The sequence below is a fragment of the Photobacterium iliopiscarium genome (assembly GCF_003026395.1).
GTDB classification, from domain to species: Bacteria; Pseudomonadota; Gammaproteobacteria; order Enterobacterales; family Vibrionaceae; genus Photobacterium; species Photobacterium iliopiscarium.
This window is the reverse complement of sequence record NZ_PYOO01000007.1, coordinates 157,703-177,386: the sequence shown is the minus strand read 5'-3', so window position 1 is coordinate 177,386 and position 19,684 is coordinate 157,703. Positions and strand designations below refer to the sequence as shown.

The following is a 19,684-nucleotide window of genomic DNA, read 5'->3' as shown; positions in this document are numbered from 1 at the left end:
CAGTTGCAACGATGCGAACTAATACTTCGCCAGCGCGAGGTAACATTACATCAATTTCTTCAACAGAAAGAGGTTGTTTAGGACCCCACGCGATAGCCGCTTTTGATTTGATAAATTTGTCAGTCATCGTTCACTCTCTTAAAATATAAGTGACCCATGTTTAAACATGGTGCTCGTTGTTAATTATGTCACAGGTTTAATACCATCATTGTGACTTGATGCAGCTATTATATTTGTTTCTTAAAAATTGATAATCCCTAAAATTGTAAAATCATTATTACTGACGGGTAATAATGAGCCTGTCTTCTTACTATAAATAGGATATTACGTATATTTATTCTTGCTTTAGGCGTTACTGCCTATTGGTGTCGATTGTCTAGGATGAGTATTTTTACTATTCAAGATAAAATTTAGGTAAAAAAAAAGCAATATCAAAAGATATTGCTTTTTAAAGAATAAAATAATTCAGCTATTTATTATGCTTATTTTTGGCTTTGAGCATAAACGTGTGCTGCAATTGCATCCATTAGTGCTGGAGATAGGCAATCGTATGTATTAAGACCTAGTTCGTTAAGACGAGCACGGATAGCCGTCATATCTTTAGGATCAGTACCTGTTTCAATGATAGATGAAACAAATGCAGCAAACTCAGGTGCAGACCAACCTTTGTCAGTTGATAGTTCTGTGTGAACAAAATCTAAACCGAAGAATGGGTGATTAGCATTCTCGATACGACCGTACATGTGAACGCCACATTCTTTACAAGCATGACGTTGAATTGCTGCTGATTCATCGATAATAACAAGCTTTTCTGCGTTAGCAATGACTTCAACGTTGTCACGAGAGATAACAGCGATTTGTGAAAATACTGCGCCTTCAGGTTTCCAGCACTTAGAACAACCACAAGCATGATTATGTGCAGTTTGACCAGATAGTTTTACGCGAACTGTATTTGATTCACAGTTACAGTTTAATACGCCACCTTGGAAGTTTTCTTTAGTTGCTACGAAACCGTTATCAATTGCAGGGTGTAGAGATATAGACATAATGTTTCTCTTATTGGATTGTTATTAGATGATTTATTTTTAGGTTTATTATAATTAAATATAAATACCATTTTTGAATATTATATTTATTTGTATAAGTACAATTAAAGGTAATTAAAATAATAATTAACAAATAGATATTGGGTTGATGTAGTACATTCTATGCTTAATTTTATTTTCCACAATAACGAATACTGTAATTGATTATTACCAAATAGGAACAATCAAAAATAAAGGTAGATAGCCCTAGTAAGGCACAACTTAAAAGGGCGTTCTTATGAAAATAAATTAGCGGTTATTTTATTTGTTTTTACTAATGTGAGTTGCAATAGCATCCATTAAGTCAGGTGATAAGCAATCATAAGTTTCTAAACCTAATGATTCAAAGCGTTCACGAATTGCTGGCATTGATTTAGGATCAGTACCTGTTTCAATAATTGATGAAACAAACGCAGCAAACGTAGGAGCAGACCAGCCTTGCTCGCTTGATAGTTCAGTGTGAACGAAGTCTAAGCCGTAAAATGGGTGGTTGGTGTCTTCAATACGGCCATACATATGAACGCCACAATCTTTACAAGCATGACGTTGAATGGTTGCTGTTTCATCAACGATGATTAATTTTTTAGCATTTGCTATTACTTCAACATTATTTTTTGGAATAACGGCAACTTGTGAAAATAATGCGCCTTTAGGTTTCCAGCATTTAGAACAGCCACAAGCATGGTTATGAGCAGTTTGACCATTTAATTTAACGGTGACTTTATTTCTTCGGCACTGACAGCTAATTAAACCACCTTTAAATGTGTTTTTAGTTGGTTTAATTCCATTATCTATTGCTGGGTGTAATTTAATAAAAGGTGTCGTTGAACCTTCGGTATTATTACCGAATAACTTAGCAAAGAATTTTTTCATTATATTAATCTTAATATGTAGAGTAGGATAAAGTATTAAATATTTTATGATAAAAAGAATTTTACCAATAAAATATTAGGTATTAGGTATTAGGTATTAGGTATTAGGTATTAGGTATTAGGTATTAGGTATTAGGTATTAGGTATTAGGTATTATATTCGGCTAATAATGATTAGCCGAATATTTATTAGGTTTGTTTATTACATGCCGTTAGGCTGAAATAAAGCTTTTAAACGTTTAGTTATAATTAAACGTGACACGGTAAATAGGCCTTCAACGGTACGTTGGTGAAGACGGAAAATCGTATCATAAAGACGACGAATAAGGCGTCCTTTAAAGACCAATTTGTCTGCCATTTTTGAATGAGGCGCAAATGAACCGACCGCAAAATGGTGACCAACAGCGACAACCATGCCACCATCTTTAAATTCAAAATCAGTAAGCTCTTTACCACGTAATAAATTGGTTAAGCTTTTCGTTAAATGCACAGCTGCACGGTTAGCTGCCTGTGCTTTTGGTGGTACGAAACTACCATCAGCCTGTGGAATTGATGCACAATCACCTAAAGAGAAAATACTATCATCAACAGTTGTTGTCAGATTGGCATTAACAAGAATTTGGTTCATGCGGTTATATTCTAAACCACCGACTCCGTTTAACCAGTCAGGTGCTTTTACGCCTGCTGCCCAGAATTGAATATCAGCGTCTAATGGTTGATTATCCGCTGTAACCATACCGTGATCTGATACTTCACTTATACGTGTATTTAGAAGTACATTAATATTGGTACGTTGTAATTCTTTTAATACTTTTGAAGACATTTTCTGTGGGCTATTTGGTAGCACACGATCAGCCGCTTCAATTAAGTTAATAGTCAGTTTAGCAGCATTGTAACGTTGTAGCTTGTGGCTTACACGAGCAAGCTCTGCTGCAAGTTCAACACCTGTTGCACCTGCACCTACAATATTTACAGTACGATCATTACCTTCACGGAGTAATTGACTGATCTTATTCCATGCGTGACGAGCTTGGCTTGCTGAATCAAGGAAAATACAATTATCACGTGCGCCTGTCGTATTAAAATCATTACTTACAGCGCCGACAGCAACGACAAGGTAATCATATTTAACCATTGCTTGTGTGCCATCATTACGGCGAACTACAAGCATTTTATCTTCACGGTTAATATCAGTCATTGCTGCTTGATAATGTTGGTAACCATTAATTGCGCCATGGGTAAAATAGCAAACTGAGTCTAGTTCGCGATCAAAAGTACCCGCAGCAATTTCATGTAAACGTGGTTTCCAATAGTGATCTGTTTCTGGTTCAACCAGAATTATTTCATGTTTTTTATGATTAGCTTTGGCCAATAAAGTAGATAACTCTATACCGGCAGCACCGCCACCAACAATAACGATTCGTGACATAACGAATACCTCAAAAAGTGAACCCTAGATATCATTCTCAGGGGATGGTCTTTCCATCATTAAAGCTATGAGCTGATCCGTTGCTACAAAATGACTTTTTATTAGCCACAACACGCAGGGCGGCTACCTGATATCTTATATGTGATGAATTTCTTTGATATAAGACAATTAAATCAGTCAAAATTCAAGTTCTGTGAACTAAACACGGGTATTTATTTTAAAATATCTTTGTTAAGTTGATAGTGACTATTATATTGTGAACTTTTTTAATAACAATAACCAAAAAAACAAATAACCTTTACTGAGGAGTAACAATCAAAGACGGAAATAGATTCTTTAAAAGGATAGGGACAATAAATTGCGTGTAAAATTGCATGGATTAGACGTGCGGATTATATGCATAACTATATAGTTAGAGCGATAGAGATAGGTAAATTGAACAATGCAGGGAATAGGGTGGATTCTTACATTATAAGAATTGTAAGGAGATGATGAAATTTAGCATGAACAGAAAGATGCTCATGCCAAATAGAAATTATTTAAAATGATTCAATGCTAGTAAATTGGCCTTGAAGCCAGTGAATTGCAGGGCTTAGCTGAGAACCAATAGGGTAAATAAGGGATGCAGACCATACATTACTGGTGATTTTACTAAATGAAAGGTTAAGCTTTTGTACTAACTTATTTTTAAGATCGTGTTGTAATACGAAATCAGGTAAACAACAGATACCAATATCTTCACGACATAATGATAAAATAGTGTGGATATCTTCAACATGCCATAATTGTAATGCGGCTTTTGCTTCTTCAAATGGTAATGAATCTAAAGATGCTGGAATGAGTAGACGCTGTTGACAGAAATCTTGATAGCTTAATGTTGTTGCGCCATCATTAAATTTGTCGAGATAAGATTGCGTCGCAACCCAACTGACATTGATATTGAATGCTTGGGTATATTCTAGATTCATCTTATTTTCATGGTCAAAAATACCCAGTGCGATATCAAGGTTTTTAGCTTTTATCTCTTCAGCCAAGCGTTTACTATTTTGTTGCATAATAAACAATTCGATATTAGGGAGATCTGACGATAATTCTTTGATGATAGATAGAATCTTATCGTTGCAAACTAATGGATCAATACCCACTTTTATTTTTACATCATTCATATGATATATAGATAATGAGCGCTCAAGAAATGTTTGATATTGTGCCATCATTATTTTTGCATTTTTCAGTACATGCTCACCTTTTTCTGTAAGGCGAGGGCATTTACTTGAACGGTCAAATACTTGAAATCCTAAGTCAATTTCAAAATTTTGGATAGTTAAACTGACTGCCGCTTGGGTTTTATTTAGTTGTCGTGCCGCAGCACTAAACGAACCATATTCGGCAGCAGCAATAAATGAGCTAAGAGTTTCAATCTTTATATTCATTTTTTAACGATTCATCTTAATTTATTATGGATATAAGCCACATCTTATCGATCTACATAAGAATGACATCAATGGTGTGTCTTTACTATAACTAAAACCTATACCTAATGACAACCTTTAGTACGTTTTATATTGATATTTATTATGGTTGTGATGAAACTATCATTAGCTTAGATTGAAAAATATGAATATAAAATATTAATTAGTCTAAATATTTTATAACGTTATCGACATATAGCATTCTAATTATAAATTAACCCATAAATTTAGAAATAAAATTACTAATGTTAGATAAGCTAGCTAAGCTCATGACGATCACGATAGTGATGCCTATAACGGTTAGATAAAGTGGATGTTTATAATCACCAACAATATTTTTCTGTCGTGTTGCGGCAAGCATTGTCGCTAATACGATAGGGAGAATAATACTGTTAACTAGACCTGCTAACATCAGTAATAGAATCGGCATGTTCATTAATACTGTGCCTAAGGTTGTGAAGATTATAAATCCGACACACCATGCTTTTTCATTACGGGCAACAACCGGGAACAGGGTTTTGATGAGTGATATCGCCATATATGAGTTGCCAACTACTGACGTAATTGAGGCAACAAATAATACGAGTCCAAAGATAAAGTAACCAATATCTCCAGCGCCATGGCGAAATGCGTCAGCGGCTGGATTAGCAGGATCTAATGTTACGCCTGTTGTAATAATACCTAACACTGCACAAAATAATAAAACACGAATAATAACTGCAATCGAGATACCAGCCCATGCGGCTTTAGTGACGATTTTAGTATTTTCTATTCCTTGTAGGTTAACATCAATTAAACGTTGAGCTCCGGTGTAATAGCCACCAACAGCACCACCCACGATGGTTAATGTTGGCAACAGTAAATTAGAAAAATCTGATGGTGCGACGGCCGCTAAGATTGTTGGTGCAAAAGGGGGTAAATTGGTGAGGGCGACATAGGCAATAAGTATGATCATTAATAGCCCGAGGTAACGCGCCATTTGATCCATACGTTTTGATGCATTATGAATAATAAAAAGTAAACTACCAATCATTCCCGTAAAAATAGCGCCCCAAGTGGTATCTAGTCCCGTTAGAACATTCATACCGAGTGCTGAGCCACTAACATTGCCAAAGTTGAAAGCAACGGCTCCAAGGGCTAATAGAATACCAATGAAGTATCCCATACCGGGTGCAACTTTATTGGCAATATCCTGAATTCGTAAGCCTGAAACACCAACGATGCGCCATAAGTTCATTACGATACCAAACGTAATAAACATTGAAGCAAAAACAGGAAAAGCCATATCAATGTTATAAATATTGGTAAATACGGCCGTTTGCGTTAAAAAACCAGGACCGACAGATGTTGTGGCCATTAAAAAAGCAACACTTAAAATAGCTTTGTTTTGCCAGTTGTTGTTACGCGGGGAGGTGTTGGTAGTTAATGTGTTAGTTTGCATAATCAATCCCAAAATTAATGTCTCTCATATTTATAAAAATAGAAAGACAACTGATGGGGATCAGCTGTGCGATTGTTGCGTCTTTTTTTGTTAAAAAGCAATATGGTGTAATCGATTGCTTTAGTTGGCGCGGATAATAAAGAGAGTCTTAGACGTTGTCAATAATGTTTTTTAAAACAGTAAAAAAAAGCTCTATCCTTAAAAAGAATAGAGCTTAGAGGAATATTTTTTAGTGCTTATTTTTCAGTGGTATGAATAGCCGCTTTAAGATCATCAGGATTTAAATCGGCACGATCAAATTCTTGAGATGCAGGCATACGTAAATGGAAATCTTTAAATATTTCAACTTCAGCGGTGCCTTCTGTCAAAATGAAGTCACTGACATGACCACCTTGAGTACGATCATCACTAATAAAATGGAAATGGAAGCCAGGAACATTAATACCGATCATGTATTCAGGAATCTTAAAGCCGATCATTACGCCTGAGACATGGGTCATTTCTGCAATAGGTTGATGTTTTACGACTTCTACCATTGGCGGATAAGGGCGATGTTGTGCTGGTACGGTACGTGTTTTAACGTATGAAAATTTACCCGTTAAGCGAATCGCATTAATGGCATTATTAGCAACAAAATCATTTTCTAAGCACGTTTCGAACTCAGCTTTAGTTTGTTCAATAAGACTTACTTTTTCAGTTGGTTCAAAATTAACCACTGAAGCAAAGGGCGTAGTAATATCATGATTAACTAAATGTACTTCACCAGTACTGGTTAGTTGATATACTTCATCACCTAAAACAATCATTTCACCGTCAAGGTCATTAAAGGTACCAATACCAAAGTTACCATGGTCAAGTAGTTGACCAATTGTAAAATCGCCTTGGTATAAACCTGCAATTAAAGCACTCATCATTGAGGTTTGGTAAAACGTCTTTTCGTTAGGTTGCTGACTCATGATGTTGTCCTATTAATCTTGTTGGCAAGGATGAAGTTGATCAAGTAGACGGCTATTATCACGGTAGTCAATATTAACGTTAACTAATACAGGACCGCTTAATGCCATTGCTTTACGTAGTACTGGTTCAATATCATCAGCAGTATTAATCGCTAAACCATAAGCACCAAAACTTTCGGCATACTTAACAATATCTGGGCCCATAAAGCTCACTGCACTTTCACGACCATATTTTTTAAGCTGCTGAATTTTAACCATGTCATAACTGTGATCTGTCCAAACAAAGTGAACAATATTACATTTATGACGAACAGCGGTTGCTAATTCCATTGATGAGAATAAGAAACCACCATCACCAGACATTGAAATAACTTTTTCATTCGGTGTTAGTAGAGATGCGGCGATAGCCCAAGGTAAAGCAACACCTAATGTTTGTTGGCCGTTACTGAAGAGTAAACGACGTGGTTCGAAACTATGGAAGTAACGTGCCATCCAAATGTAGATAGAGCCTACATCACAACATACAGTGGTATCATCACTCACAAATCGACGAAGATCATGCACAAAACGTAATGGGTGGACACCCATTGATGATGTTTTGTTTACACCCATGCGCATAATTTGTTGTAAGTCTTGACGTAAATCTTGAAATTTTTGATTATTTTCAAGAGATTCACGTTGATCTAATTCAGCAGCAATAGAAGCAACTGAAACGGCCACATCACCGACGACTTCTGAAATAGGATTATAGCTAGCTTCTAAATCAGCTTGTTGGTAACCCACATGAATAATGGGTGTTTTACCGTCTTTATTCCATAAGATTGGATCGTATTCAATTGGGCTATAACCAATAGTAATAATTAAATCAGCATTGTTTAATGCAATATCACCCGGTTGGTTTTTAAATAGACCGACACGACCAAGAAAACAATCATATAAATTATGAGAAATGACACCCGCAGCAGCAAAAGTATTTACCACCGCAATTTTAGTTTGTTCAAGTAATTGACGAATAGCACCTGTAACAAAAGGCTGACTCGCATCCATACCTAATAACAAAACGGGATTTTTAGCGGCGTTAATAAGATCAGCTGCTTGACGGATTGCTTGTGGGTGCGCGCCACCAAATAAAATTGGTTTAGGTTGTTGTACTGGAATAAAAGGAATTTGATTGGTTAGTACATCCTGAGGAAGGCTAACAAAACTTGCCCCTTGAGTAGGTTGTTCTGAAATACGAAATGCTTTATGCACCACATCAGGTAAAGAAGCACTGTCCATTACTTCAGCGGAAAACTTAGTAATAGGGTTAAACAGGGAACGTGTATCCATTGATTGGTGCGTATTATGGGAATACATCGAAAGTGGAACCGCACCAGCAAGTGCAACAACGGGGTCACCTTCACTGTTTGCGGTAGCTACACCTGTCACAAGGTTAGACGCACCAGGACCTGATGTCGCAAGACAAACACCAGCTTTACCTGTTAAACGACCTGTTGCCGCTGCCATGAAGGCTGCATTTTGTTCATGGTGGCAAATAATGATTTCAGGGCCGTCATCACATACTGCATCAAATACAGAATCTATTTTAGCACCAGGAATACCAAAAATATGGGGAACATCATGTGCTTTTAGGGTTTTAACGACAAGTTCTGCACCTGAAATGGTTTTATTTAACATATAAACCTCATGGTTATAATTATTTATAGGCTCAGGACATGTTTTCGTTAAATCGAATTTTATGTAATGAGTAATCTAAAATCTAAATTATTTATCATACAAATTAAAGGGGGTAAAATTGGAAGTTAATATTACTTATTTAATTAAGTGCAGTGGAATGAATCGTATATTTAGTGAAAAATAGAGGTTGTAGGCTGGGATGAACGGTTGAAGATGTTGATTCTTATATAATTAAATGGCAGGGCTTAATAAACCCTGCCATTGATTGATACTGCTATAGCATAATGTTAGCAATCAATGCTGATAAAATACTAACTAAGGTTGAGCCATAAAGTAGGCGTAAGCCAAAGCGAGCAACCATATTACCTTTCTCTTCGTTCACACCTTTAACCGCACCAGCAATAATACCGATAGAGCTGAAGTTTGCGAATGACACAAGGAAGATAGAAACGGTACCAACAGTGTGCGCTGATAAACTACCGACTTGTTTTTGAAGGTCCATCATTGCAACAAATTCATTAGTTACAAGTTTGGTTGCCATAATACTACCAGCTTGTAATGCCTCGTGAGCAGGTACACCCATTAGCCATGCAACAGGGTAGAACAAGTAACCAATTAGGTTTTGGAAGCTGATACCAAAAGCGGCACTAAAGCCTGCATTGATCATTGAAATTAGCGCAATAAAACCGATAAGCATAGCCGCAACAATAACAGCGACCTTAAAGCCCATTAAGATGTATTCGCCAAGCATTTCAAAGAAAGTTAATTTTTCGCCACTTTCTGCTGCCATCATTTCATCGATATCCATTTCTGCTTCATGGTCATAAGGATTGATAATGGAAAGGATGATGAAGGTACTGAACATGTTTAAAAACAATGCTGCAACAACATACTTAGGATCGACAAGCTTCATGTATGAGCCAACGATAGACATGGAAACTGTTGACATTGCCGTCGCTGCAAGGGTGTACATACGACGCTCAGACATACCACCTAGAATGTTTTTATAAGTGATAAAGTTTTCAGACTGACCAACCATTAATGCACTGATTGCATTGAATGATTCTAGCTTACCCATACCATTTACTTTAGATAATAAGAAGCCTAACCCTTTAATGATATAAGGTAATACTTTGATATGTTGCAGAATACCAATTAATGCAGAGATGAAAACAATCGGCATTAATACATTAAGGAAGAAGTTGAAATCATTGTTATTCGATAGGTTACCGAACACAAAATTAGTACCATCACTTGCAAATGAGAGTAAACCATTAAATGCGTCTGCAAATTCTTTCACAATGCCTGTACCAGCAGATGAATTGAGAAGGAAGTAAGCAAGCGCTAGCTCTATTATAAGCAACTGAATAATATAGCGATATTTGATGTTTTTTCGGTTATTACTAGCAAGTAAAGCTAATACTGCAATAACAACTAACCCGAGTATAAAGTGTAAATAGACCATATTGGATTGTGCTCAGTGTGATTATTATCTGTTTATGTGTGTATGCTGAATGATTTCATTCTTCGATAAAGTGATGTATATCGCATTTTTAATCCAGTAATTTTTTTTGCAATTGACAAGAACTAATTTTTCACGTTTGCGCAATCGCTTGCTATTTGTTTGAATATAGTGATAAAAATAATAATGACGATGAAGCGGCGTGATACGGTTCACTCTGTTTTGTGATTTCACTCAAGTTATTTGATTGAAATGTTTATATTTATTTAAATAATATGGCTTATTGTGGGTCTAATTGTTTACATTAAGTGTTGGCTGTTTTGTGGGATATGCAGCGTTGTTAATCTAACGTATTAATTCAATATATTAATATTAAAATGTAATATTGGAAATATGAGCAATGATTGCGACTGGCATTAATTTACATTATCAATAGATAATAGAACAATCTCTAGTCTATTAATCTTATTTCAGGTGTTGTAATGAAAAAATCATCTAAAAACCGAAAATTATGGTATTTCCATAAGCATGATCGCCGTACTAAGCATTTATCACTGCCTAATTTAAAATCATAAATCACCATAAGATATGTAAATCATGGTGATTTATGATTGATCGATAGTGATAAGTGAGCTATTTAAATAACACTGGAGCATCAAATCTATACGGTGGAATGAAGGGACGAATACCCGAATCACGAAAACGTTGCAGTTTCATTATTTGTTTATAAACAATGAAATAGCGATTAATATTATTCACATAGACAATCGGTTGTGATCCAATATGTTTGCGGGTAATAAGCTCAACATTATTAAACCAGACGTTAGGGTTATAACCTTGTTCTTTGGCATAACGACGCATTTTATTGATATTACCCGGTCCTGCATTATAAGCCGCTAAAGATAAATAAATTTTATTATCATAATCTATTTCTGTACCACTAAAATATTGATCTTGTAGATAGCGCATATATTTCACACCTGCGTGAATATTATTTTTTGAGGTATATATATTAGGAATATCCACACTAGGATCACGTGCCGTGCTGGGCAATACCTGCATAATACCGACGGCCCCTTTGTTTGATACTTTATGCTGATTAAGCCCTGATTCTTGAAAACCTTGTGCCATTAACATTAAATAGTCAAAGTCATATTGTTTTGAATAGCGAAAGAATATCGGTGATAGACTTGCCATTTTATCAATATTATTAGGATCAAGTAGCGTATTAAGCCAACGATGATTTTTAATGTATTTACTGTAAATAATATTACCGATTAATGTTCCTTCTTTCACTGTATCAATATAGTGATTAACCAGCGCCATCAGTTTAGGGCTGTCTTTACGCATGGCCCAAGCAATTTGACCATCATTACGTAAAACAAAACGGTCATTAACGCGGATGTTTTTTAATATGGGTTTCCAGATTTTTATTTTATGGTTATCAATGACGGTTGCATTGAGAAGGTCTAAATTAATAAGTTCTAATAATTCATAGTCTTGTAGTGTTTCATCTATGAATAATATTGATGCTGGGGGTAAGTTTTGCATCCGTAGTTTATTATTAATTTTGAGTAAACTTTGATGATAACTTGAACTTTTTCTGACCCAGATTGTTTGACCACTTAAATCGGTGACTTTATTAAAGGGCGGTTGTTTATTATTGTTAATGAGTACTTCTGAAATATTCGTAAGTACAGGTTCACTAAAAGCGACCTGTTTTTTACGATCAGCCGTCACGGTAATATTAGCAATGGCGATGTCACCTAGGCCATTAATGAGATAAGGCAGCAGTTTATCTCGGTGTACAGGAATAATTTGTAAATGTAATGTTGGGTGTTTTTTACGAATATCTTGCTCAAAATGTTGCAATAAGTCTGCAATAATACCTTTGGTAATACCATCTTCTATATAGTAAAAACCGAGATCTGCTGCAACTAATACACGTAATACTCGTTTTTTTTCTAGATCAGCTAAGTCACCAACATATTCAGCACCGTTAAGAGGAGCAAGTTGAATCGCATGAGTACAGAAACTTATTAATAGCAAACATAATGCAGCAAGCTTGTGTTTATATTTAATGAGGTGTGGAATATTTATCATTATTTATCTGCCATACCGAAGTAAATGTAAATTAATAGGTTTGGGATTAATTATGGTTGGTAATGATGAAAATTTCCTATTTATCTCTTATTTTTGTATGATTTATTCGAATTTTTCATCTGTTAAATATAATGATAATATAGTGATGTAACTATTTTTAATATTGTAATGTTTGTGAGTAAATATTTGAAAAATAAAAAAATAATAACAATTTCATTAGTGGCCTTATTACTGTTGTCATGTGGTGTGGCTGCCACTCATTTTGTGCGTAATACTCTTTATGTGGATATTTTGGCATATATGCCTAAAAAGATAAGCGAAACGTCAGGTTTAGCGATTCTTAATGGGGACGTTTGGACTCACAATGATACTTATGGTGATAATAAATTGTATCGGTTAAATCATGATTTAACTGGCATTGCACAAATCGTAAAAGTTAATAATAGTCATAATTTTGATTGGGAAGATTTAGCTCAAGATCAGCAGTTTTTATATATTGGCGATATTGGTAACAATTTAGCATCACGTAAAGGCGGTGTGATTTATAAAATAGATCGAAAAGGACTCAATCAAAAGCAAACAGTAAAACCCGCTGAAAAATTACAGTTTGAATATAATGATTTTGTAAAAGGGTGGTTTAATAAACATAATTATGACAGTGAAGCCATAACGGTTGTTGGTGATCAATTATGGCTATTTACTAAAAAATGGAAAAATGAAAAAACCAGTCTTTATCAAATAGATAAATCAAAAATAAATGAAGTACAGCACTTAAATCCAGTAGCAGAATACCCAAGTAAAGGCTTAATTACGGGGGTAGACTATAATCCTAAAACAGCGACATTGGCTTTCATTGGTTACCGACGAAATAAATATTTAGGGTATTCCTTTATCTGGCTTGTAAAAGTGAAAGATAATAAACCTGATTGGTCGACAGGTATTTATAAACGGTTAGGTATTTATTCTCAATGGGAAGCTATTCATTGGTATGGTACTGGAAAGTTGTTAATCACAGCTGAGCGTAATCCCTTAAATAAAGCTGTTATTGGTATTGTTGATGTACAAAAGCTGCTAGATACGGGTGAATAGCGATGAATTATCTGTTATTCTGCGCTGATAATTTCGCTGTGATTATTACAACCACAGCATACTAAATTGGATAAATTGTGACTAATAACGATGTTTTGCGCCGTGTTCGCTATACTTTTGAATTAACTGATAGTGAAATGATCGCTATTTTCGCTGCTGCTGACTGTGAAGTAACACGTGAGCAAGTATGTAGCTGGTTAAAAGGCGATGAAGCGGAAGGTTATAAAAGTTGTTCTGATGAGCAAGTAGCTACTTTCTTAAATGGCTTTATTAATCAAAAACGTGGCAAAAAAGAAGGCGTTCAGCCTGCGCCAGAGCAGAAAATCACAAATAATATTATTTTCAAAAAATTACAAATTGCACTAAATCTAAAAGCAGAAGAAGTGCTTGATTTATTGAAGTTAGTTGATTTTCGTTTAAGCAAGCATGAATTAAGTGCTTTTTTCCGTAAAGTAGATCATAAACACTATCGTGAGTGTAAAGATCAAGTATTGCGTAACTTTTTACAAGCACTACAGATCAATCTTCGTGGTGTTGAATCACTAGAAGAAACGACTGACGAGAAGTAATTGTCTTCGTTGTAAATAAATATTAAAAGCAGCTTCTATTGAAGCTGCTTTTTTATTGGCTGGGATTATTTTCTTCGTTATAACGTATTTTGTTACAACGTAATTGCTTTCGTCATTCCAGCTTCTGCATGACCAGGCATATTGCAAGAAAGTTCAACATTTTTATCGCCGTGGAAATGCCATAGAATATGTTTTGCTTTGCCTGGTGCAACGGTGATACTGCTGCCATTATCGTGATTATGTTCATGATTACGATGATCCATTTCAACCATCATTTTTCGATGTTTTACTTGTTCTTTTGCTGAGCCGATAGTGAAATTATGATCCATTTTCCCTGTGTTCATGACCACAAATTGCACCACGTCGTTAGGCTTGATATCAACGGGTTTTTTAAAGGTGATTTTCATGTCATCAGAAAGAATAACGTATACCACTTTATCTGGCTTTGACCCCATTGCGGGCATTCCCACATCAGACATATTTTTCATGTTCATCATTTGATGGTCCATTTTAGTGGTATCCATTTGTGAATGATCCATACCACTATGATCCATTGCTGCGTGATCCATGGTTGAGTGGTCCATTGCAGCCATCGCTGTTGTGGTTGTTAAGGCTAGTATTAAAGTAAGCAGTGTTTTTTTCATGACTCATTCCTTTGTAATTGATGATGAATTTAATGATGTTGTGGTCTTGGTATTAAGCTCGCGACTTTTCCAAAGCTTGAAGGTGGCTGGTAATACTAATAACGTCAGTAACAGTGCAGATGCCATTCCGCCAATCATAGGTGCGGCAATGCGTTGCATGACTTCAGAACCCGTACCTGAGCCATACATTATTGGAATCAAACCAATGATAACGGTTAAGACAGTCATCATTACTGGGCGTACACGTAATCCAGCCCCTTCACTGATCGCTTGTTGTAAATCAGCAGCGGTTAATGCACGTTGTTGCTCTTGTGCATCCTGTTTTTTAAATGCCCATGACTGATTTAAGTACACCAACATAATCACGCCAATTTCAACCGCGACACCAGAGAGCGCGATAAAGCCAACGCCAACAGCAATTGAGAAATTAAATCCAAGCATGAACATCAACCATAAACCACCCACCATCGCTAATGGTAGGGTAGCCATAATAATGAAGACTTCTTGCACGCGGCGGAAACTGAAATAAAGCAGCAGCATAATAATGGCAAGAGTAATTGGGGTAACAATACTCAAACGGGCTTTTGCGCGTTCCATATATTCATACTGACCAGACCATGCTAATGAATAACCTGCGGGCAGTTTTAATTGTTTCGCTACCACTTGCTGTGCTTCGGTAACGTAAGAACCTAAATCTCGTTGATCAATATCGACAAAAACCCATCCATTTGGACGTGCATTTTCAGTTTTGATCATTGGTGGTCCATCTTCGTAACGAATATCTGCAACATCAGCCAGTGCGATACGGGCACCATTGGGGGTAATTAATGGCAGATCTTTTAATTTCGCGGCTGAATCACGGTAGGATTGCGGATAACGAACATTAATCGGATAACGTTCTAAGCCTTCAATGGTTTCACCTACATTCATTCCACCAACCGCGGTAGAGACTATTTGCTGAATATCTTTAATGGCTAATCCATAACGTGCAGCTTGGCGGCGATTAATATCAACCGTGATATAACGCCCACCTGCAACACGTTCGGCATAAACCGAAGTTGTTCCCTTAATGTTTTTTAGAATAGGTTCAAGTTCTGCACCGATCTTTTCGATAACCTTTAGATCTGGACCTGCGATTTTGATCCCAATAGGAGTTTTGATGCCCGTCGCTAACATATCAATACGGGTTTTGATCGGCATCACCCATGCGTTAGTTAATCCTGGGAATTGGATCAATTTATCTAATTGTTTGCGTAAAGACTCAGTGGTAACACCTTTTCGCCATTGATCTCGTGGCTTGAATTGGATCACTGTTTCTATCATGGTTAATGGTGCAGGATCGGTTGCTGTATCTGCTCGACCCACTTTGCCCCAAACCGTAGCGACTTCTGGAACTGTTTTAATCAGTTTATTGGTTTGTTGTAATAACTGACGAGCCTTACCGATAGAGATCCCCGGATAGGTGGTTGGCATATACATCAAATCACCTTCGTCTAACGGTGGAATAAATTCACTGCCAAGTTTCGTTAATGGGTAGTACGAAGAAGCCATTAAACACACCGCAATAACGATGATTGTTTTTGGAAACTTAAGACTTACATTCAATAATGGACGGTAAAGTGCAATCACAGCACGGTTCACGGGGTTTTTATGTTCAGGTAAAATTTTACCGCGAACAAAATAGCCCATTAATACGGGGACTAGAGTAATCGCTAAACCAGCCGCTGCTGCCATAGCGTAGGTTTTAGTTGATGCTAATGGTGAGAACATCTTGCCTTCTTGTCCTTCGAGCGCGAACACGGGAACAAAACTTAAGGTAATGATCAGTAATGAGAAGAACAAGGGTGTACCAACTTCTTCTGCCGCTTTACCTATCACTTGCCAACGGTTTTCATCGGTAAGTGGGGTACGTTCAATGTGTTTATGCACGTTTTCTATCATTACAATTGCACCGTCAACCATTGCACCGATTGCAATAGCAATACCGCCTAGTGACATGATATTGGCATTAATACCTTGCCAATGCATGATGATAAAAGCAGATAAAATACCAATCGGTAAGCTAATCGCTATTACTAATGAAGAACGAATGTGGAATAGAAATAGTGCACAGACGATGGCAACCACAAGGAATTCTTCTGCGAGTTTTTGCCACAGATTCTTCACCGCATGGTCAATTAATGTTGAGCGATCATAAGTGGCTACAATCTCAACACCTGCTGGTAAGCCTTGTTGTAACTGTGCCAGTTTAGTTTTGATGTTGGCGATGACTTGACTGGCATTTTCGCCAAAGCGCATCACAATAACACCACCGACAGCCTCACCTTCACCATTAAATTCAGAAATACCCCGGCGCATTTGCGGACCAATGTTAATATCTGCAATATCCCCGAGTAACAGTGGCGTACCATTTTCGGTTACTTTTAATGGCAGTGATTTTATGTCCTCGATATTGGTTAAATAACCTGTAGTACGCACCATATGTTCGGCTTCAGCCATTTCAATAACGGAAGCACCGGTTTCTTGGTTACCGTTTTGAATCGCCATATTTACTTGCTGTAACGTGAGGTTATAGGCCCGTAGTTTGGACGGATCGATTTGAACTTGGTATTGTTTGACCATGCCACCAACGGTTGCAACTTCAGAAACACCTGCAACAGTTTGAAGTTCATACTTTAGAAACCAATCTTGTAAACTACGTAATTCGGCTAAATCATGCTTACCTGTTTTATCTTGTAATACATAACTATAAATCCAGCCAACCCCAGTCGCATCTGGGCCTAAGGTTGGTTTTGCATTGGCGGGTAACTTAGGTGCAACTTGGCTTAAATATTCAAGTACACGAGAGCGAGCCCAATACATGTCAGTCTTATCATTAAAGATAATATAGACATAGGAATCGCCAAAGAAAGAATAGCCACGGACCGTTTCAGCGCCCGGTACGGCTAACATGGCTGTTGTTAATGGGTAAGTGACTTGATCTTCGACCACTTGTGGTGCTTGACCTGGGTAACTGGTCTTAATGATGACTTGAACATCAGACAGATCCGGCAGGGCATCGACGGGGGTATTTTTAACGCTGTATAAGCCAGCAATGGTTAAAAATAAGGCCGCAATTAATACCAATAAACGGTTATTGATTGACCAACGAATAATAGCAGGGATCATTATTTATTCTCCATTGGTTTAATATCTTGCAGAGTGTAATCACTGCCATTTTTAATCAGCTTAAACCGAATCGATTGCCCCTGTTTAAGATCGGTTAATGCAATACTATCGTCGACAGTAAAATTCATTTCACCCGCAGGCCATTTCCATTCAGGTACTGCTTGGTGGTTAACCGTGATCATATTAAATGCAGGCATTAACATTGAGATATCACCGTTTACCCATACTTCATTAGCTATATTGTGCTTCTGTTTTTTATAATCAATGATGTTATATTGATTATCTGCTGTTTTTTGTAGCTCAAATTTAATCTGTTGACCAACTACTAAGTCTTTAATTTTTATATTTTTATCAATATTAAAATCCATCGTCATCGCAGGCCAATTCCAAGCACTGACGGGCTGGTGGTTGATGGTTAATATTGTTTGATCAGCATTGATCGCAGTGATCTCTCCTTGAGCCCAAGTGACGGCGGTTGCTTTATCGACACCATTAATACGTGAGAGATCAGCCGTTTTATTTGATTCTGAATCAAGCATAAATTGTGCTGACGTGACAATACGATCTGCGGTCGTTAATCCTGCGATAACTTCCACGAGATTATCGGCTTCACGACCAATACGGATCTTTACTGATCGGTATTTTCCATTACCTTCAGCGAGTACAACGCGGGTCATATTGCCTGATCGAATCACGGCTTGAGTCGGGATAGTGAGAACGGCTTTTTCGGTTATCGGGGTTAGGGTGATGTTGGCGAACATATTGGGTTTTAATTGCTCATTATGGTTAGCAAACTTTAACCGCATCCGTAATGTACGTGTTTTGGGATCTAGAATAGGGTAAACATAATCAACTTTGCCTTGCCATTGTTGGCCGGGGATCGCATCTAATGTCATGGTGGCTTTACTGTCAGTGGTTATCCAATGTGCTTGGCGTTCAAAGATTTCAGCATTAACCCAGACTTCATTAAGAGGCCCAGCACTAATAGCGGCTTGTGCGGGTGATAAATACCCACCTTCACGAATATTTAAACTTGCAATAACACCATCAGCGATAGCTTTGACTTCGATGGTCTTCGTTGCTTTCCCCGTTTTGATAATGTGTTTAATTTGTTGTTTGTCGACCCCAAGTGCGGCTAAACGATCACGGGCACCTTGCATTAAACCACTACGACCAGTGCGATAAGCATTAAGTAATTCTTGCTGAGATTTAACTAATTCAGGCGAATAAAGGGTAAATAACACATCGCCTTTATGTACCTGTTCACCGACAGCATTGACGTATAATTTTTGAACCCAACCACTGACTCGAATATTAGTTTGCCAAAGATGACTTTCATCAAAAGCAACATAACCGATGGTATTTATTTTGGGTTCAAGTTTTTGCTTAATAACTGCTGCTGTTTTTACACCTAAGTTATTTTCAACCGCAGCATCAATAATTACCGTACCTGCAACATTTTCTTTTGCTGTGGTTTTTTCCGCATAAACAGGAATGAGATCCATGCCCATTGGTGATTTACCCGGTTTATCACGTTGGTAATTAGGATCCATTGGGGCCACCCAATATAGCGGATCATTATTGGTCGTTGTTGTTTCAGCTGTGGTCATTGATGTTGAATGACGCGATAGATAATGTGTAATAGTTACACCAATAGCAGCACCAATAAGTAAGGCAACTGTCGCAATTTTGAGCGTATTTTTTGACGTCATGGTATT

General features: G+C 37.0%; 14 protein-coding genes and 1 pseudogene. 2 read left to right on the top strand and 13 right to left on the bottom strand.

Annotation, left to right across the window (positions count from 1 at the left end):
* The 10 genes and pseudogenes from C9J51_RS12420 to C9J51_RS12375 all read right to left on the bottom strand — a co-directional run.
* A pseudogene (locus C9J51_RS12420) lies at positions 1–127 on the bottom strand (S-(hydroxymethyl)glutathione dehydrogenase); the annotation flags it as partial.
* A 355-nt stretch (positions 128–482) separates the two neighbouring features.
* A complete protein-coding gene (gene gfa / locus C9J51_RS12415) occupies positions 483–1,046 on the bottom strand; it encodes an S-(hydroxymethyl)glutathione synthase (RefSeq protein ID WP_045040812.1) in 564 nt (187 codons plus the stop codon).
* A gap of 300 nt (positions 1,047–1,346) precedes the next feature.
* Positions 1,347–1,958: an S-(hydroxymethyl)glutathione synthase gene (gfa, locus tag C9J51_RS12410; RefSeq protein WP_082301568.1), complete on the bottom strand. Its 612-nt coding sequence runs from the start codon at positions 1,956–1,958 to the stop codon at positions 1,347–1,349.
* Positions 1,959–2,158: 200 nt separating this feature from the next.
* Positions 2,159–3,385, bottom strand: coding sequence for an NAD(P)/FAD-dependent oxidoreductase (locus C9J51_RS12405; protein WP_045038421.1), 1,227 nt, complete (start codon positions 3,383–3,385; stop codon positions 2,159–2,161).
* Positions 3,386–3,924: 539 nt separating this feature from the next.
* Positions 3,925–4,818 carry a LysR family transcriptional regulator gene (locus tag C9J51_RS12400; protein ID WP_045038422.1) on the bottom strand — a complete coding sequence of 298 codons (894 nt, stop codon included), beginning with the start codon at positions 4,816–4,818 and terminating at the stop codon, positions 3,925–3,927.
* Positions 4,819–5,071: 253 nt separating this feature from the next.
* A complete protein-coding gene (locus tag C9J51_RS12395) occupies positions 5,072–6,298 on the bottom strand; it encodes an NRAMP family divalent metal transporter (RefSeq protein ID WP_045040813.1) in 1,227 nt (408 codons plus the stop codon).
* Between the two features lie 236 nt (positions 6,299–6,534).
* Positions 6,535–7,254 carry an acetolactate decarboxylase gene (gene budA / locus C9J51_RS12390; RefSeq protein WP_045038424.1) on the bottom strand — a complete coding sequence of 240 codons (720 nt, stop codon included), beginning with the start codon at positions 7,252–7,254 and terminating at the stop codon, positions 6,535–6,537.
* A gap of 12 nt (positions 7,255–7,266) precedes the next feature.
* Positions 7,267–8,931 carry an acetolactate synthase AlsS gene (gene alsS / locus C9J51_RS12385; RefSeq protein WP_045038425.1) on the bottom strand — a complete coding sequence of 555 codons (1,665 nt, stop codon included), beginning with the start codon at positions 8,929–8,931 and terminating at the stop codon, positions 7,267–7,269.
* A 274-nt stretch (positions 8,932–9,205) separates the two neighbouring features.
* On the bottom strand, positions 9,206–10,396 hold the full coding sequence (locus C9J51_RS12380; RefSeq protein WP_045038426.1) for a NupC/NupG family nucleoside CNT transporter: 1,191 nt from the start codon (positions 10,394–10,396) through the stop codon (positions 9,206–9,208).
* A gap of 630 nt (positions 10,397–11,026) precedes the next feature.
* A complete protein-coding gene (locus tag C9J51_RS12375) occupies positions 11,027–12,496 on the bottom strand; it encodes an MltF family protein (protein WP_045038427.1) in 1,470 nt (489 codons plus the stop codon).
* Between the two features lie 186 nt (positions 12,497–12,682).
* Between C9J51_RS12375 and C9J51_RS12370 the strand changes: the two genes are divergently transcribed.
* Together C9J51_RS12370 and C9J51_RS12365 are read left to right on the top strand one after the other, a co-directional pair.
* On the top strand, positions 12,683–13,585 hold the full coding sequence (locus C9J51_RS12370) for a hypothetical protein (RefSeq protein WP_107238031.1): 903 nt from the start codon (positions 12,683–12,685) through the stop codon (positions 13,583–13,585).
* A 77-nt stretch (positions 13,586–13,662) separates the two neighbouring features.
* Positions 13,663–14,154, top strand: coding sequence for a YehS family protein (locus C9J51_RS12365; protein WP_045038429.1), 492 nt, complete (start codon positions 13,663–13,665; stop codon positions 14,152–14,154).
* Positions 14,155–14,246: 92 nt separating this feature from the next.
* Here C9J51_RS12365 and copI read toward each other — a convergent pair whose 3' ends face one another.
* Genes copI through C9J51_RS12350 form a run of 3 tightly spaced genes read right to left on the bottom strand, consistent with a single transcriptional unit; the run spans position 14,247 to position 19,678 of the window.
* Positions 14,247–14,798 carry a copper-resistant cuproprotein CopI gene (gene copI, locus C9J51_RS12360; RefSeq protein WP_045038430.1) on the bottom strand — a complete coding sequence of 184 codons (552 nt, stop codon included), beginning with the start codon at positions 14,796–14,798 and terminating at the stop codon, positions 14,247–14,249.
* A gap of 3 nt (positions 14,799–14,801) precedes the next feature.
* The gene (locus C9J51_RS12355) at positions 14,802–17,966 is read right to left on the bottom strand and encodes an efflux RND transporter permease subunit (RefSeq protein ID WP_045040814.1); all 3,165 of its coding nucleotides are present in this window, start codon (positions 17,964–17,966) and stop codon (positions 14,802–14,804) included.
* Positions 17,966–19,678, bottom strand: a complete 1,713-nt coding sequence (locus C9J51_RS12350; protein ID WP_107275161.1) for an efflux RND transporter periplasmic adaptor subunit — start codon at positions 19,676–19,678, stop codon at positions 17,966–17,968. The genes C9J51_RS12355 and C9J51_RS12350 overlap by 1 nt, the downstream gene beginning before the upstream one ends.
* Positions 19,679–19,684 lie beyond the last annotated feature (6 nt).

Excerpts from the sequence above, each read along its gene's own strand:
- C9J51_RS12350 (WP_107275161.1), bottom strand. The coding sequence starts at position 19,678 with ATGACGTCAAAAAATACGCTCAAAATTGCGACAGTTGCCTTACTTATT.
- gfa (WP_045040812.1), bottom strand. The coding sequence starts at position 1,046 with ATGTCTATATCTCTACACCCTGCAATTGATAACGGTTTCGTAGCAACT.
- C9J51_RS12355 (WP_045040814.1), bottom strand. The coding sequence starts at position 17,966 with ATGATCCCTGCTATTATTCGTTGGTCAATCAATAACCGTTTATTGGTA.
- C9J51_RS12395 (WP_045040813.1), bottom strand. The coding sequence starts at position 6,298 with ATGCAAACTAACACATTAACTACCAACACCTCCCCGCGTAACAACAAC.
- C9J51_RS12380 (WP_045038426.1), bottom strand. The coding sequence starts at position 10,396 with ATGGTCTATTTACACTTTATACTCGGGTTAGTTGTTATTGCAGTATTA.
- C9J51_RS12405 (WP_045038421.1), bottom strand. The coding sequence starts at position 3,385 with ATGTCACGAATCGTTATTGTTGGTGGCGGTGCTGCCGGTATAGAGTTA.
- budA (WP_045038424.1), bottom strand. The coding sequence starts at position 7,254 with ATGAGTCAGCAACCTAACGAAAAGACGTTTTACCAAACCTCAATGATG.
- alsS (WP_045038425.1), bottom strand. The coding sequence starts at position 8,931 with ATGTTAAATAAAACCATTTCAGGTGCAGAACTTGTCGTTAAAACCCTA.
- gfa (WP_082301568.1), bottom strand. The coding sequence starts at position 1,958 with ATGAAAAAATTCTTTGCTAAGTTATTCGGTAATAATACCGAAGGTTCA.
- copI (WP_045038430.1), bottom strand. The coding sequence starts at position 14,798 with ATGAAAAAAACACTGCTTACTTTAATACTAGCCTTAACAACCACAACA.
- C9J51_RS12375 (WP_045038427.1), bottom strand. The coding sequence starts at position 12,496 with ATGATAAATATTCCACACCTCATTAAATATAAACACAAGCTTGCTGCA.
- C9J51_RS12400 (WP_045038422.1), bottom strand. The coding sequence starts at position 4,818 with ATGAATATAAAGATTGAAACTCTTAGCTCATTTATTGCTGCTGCCGAA.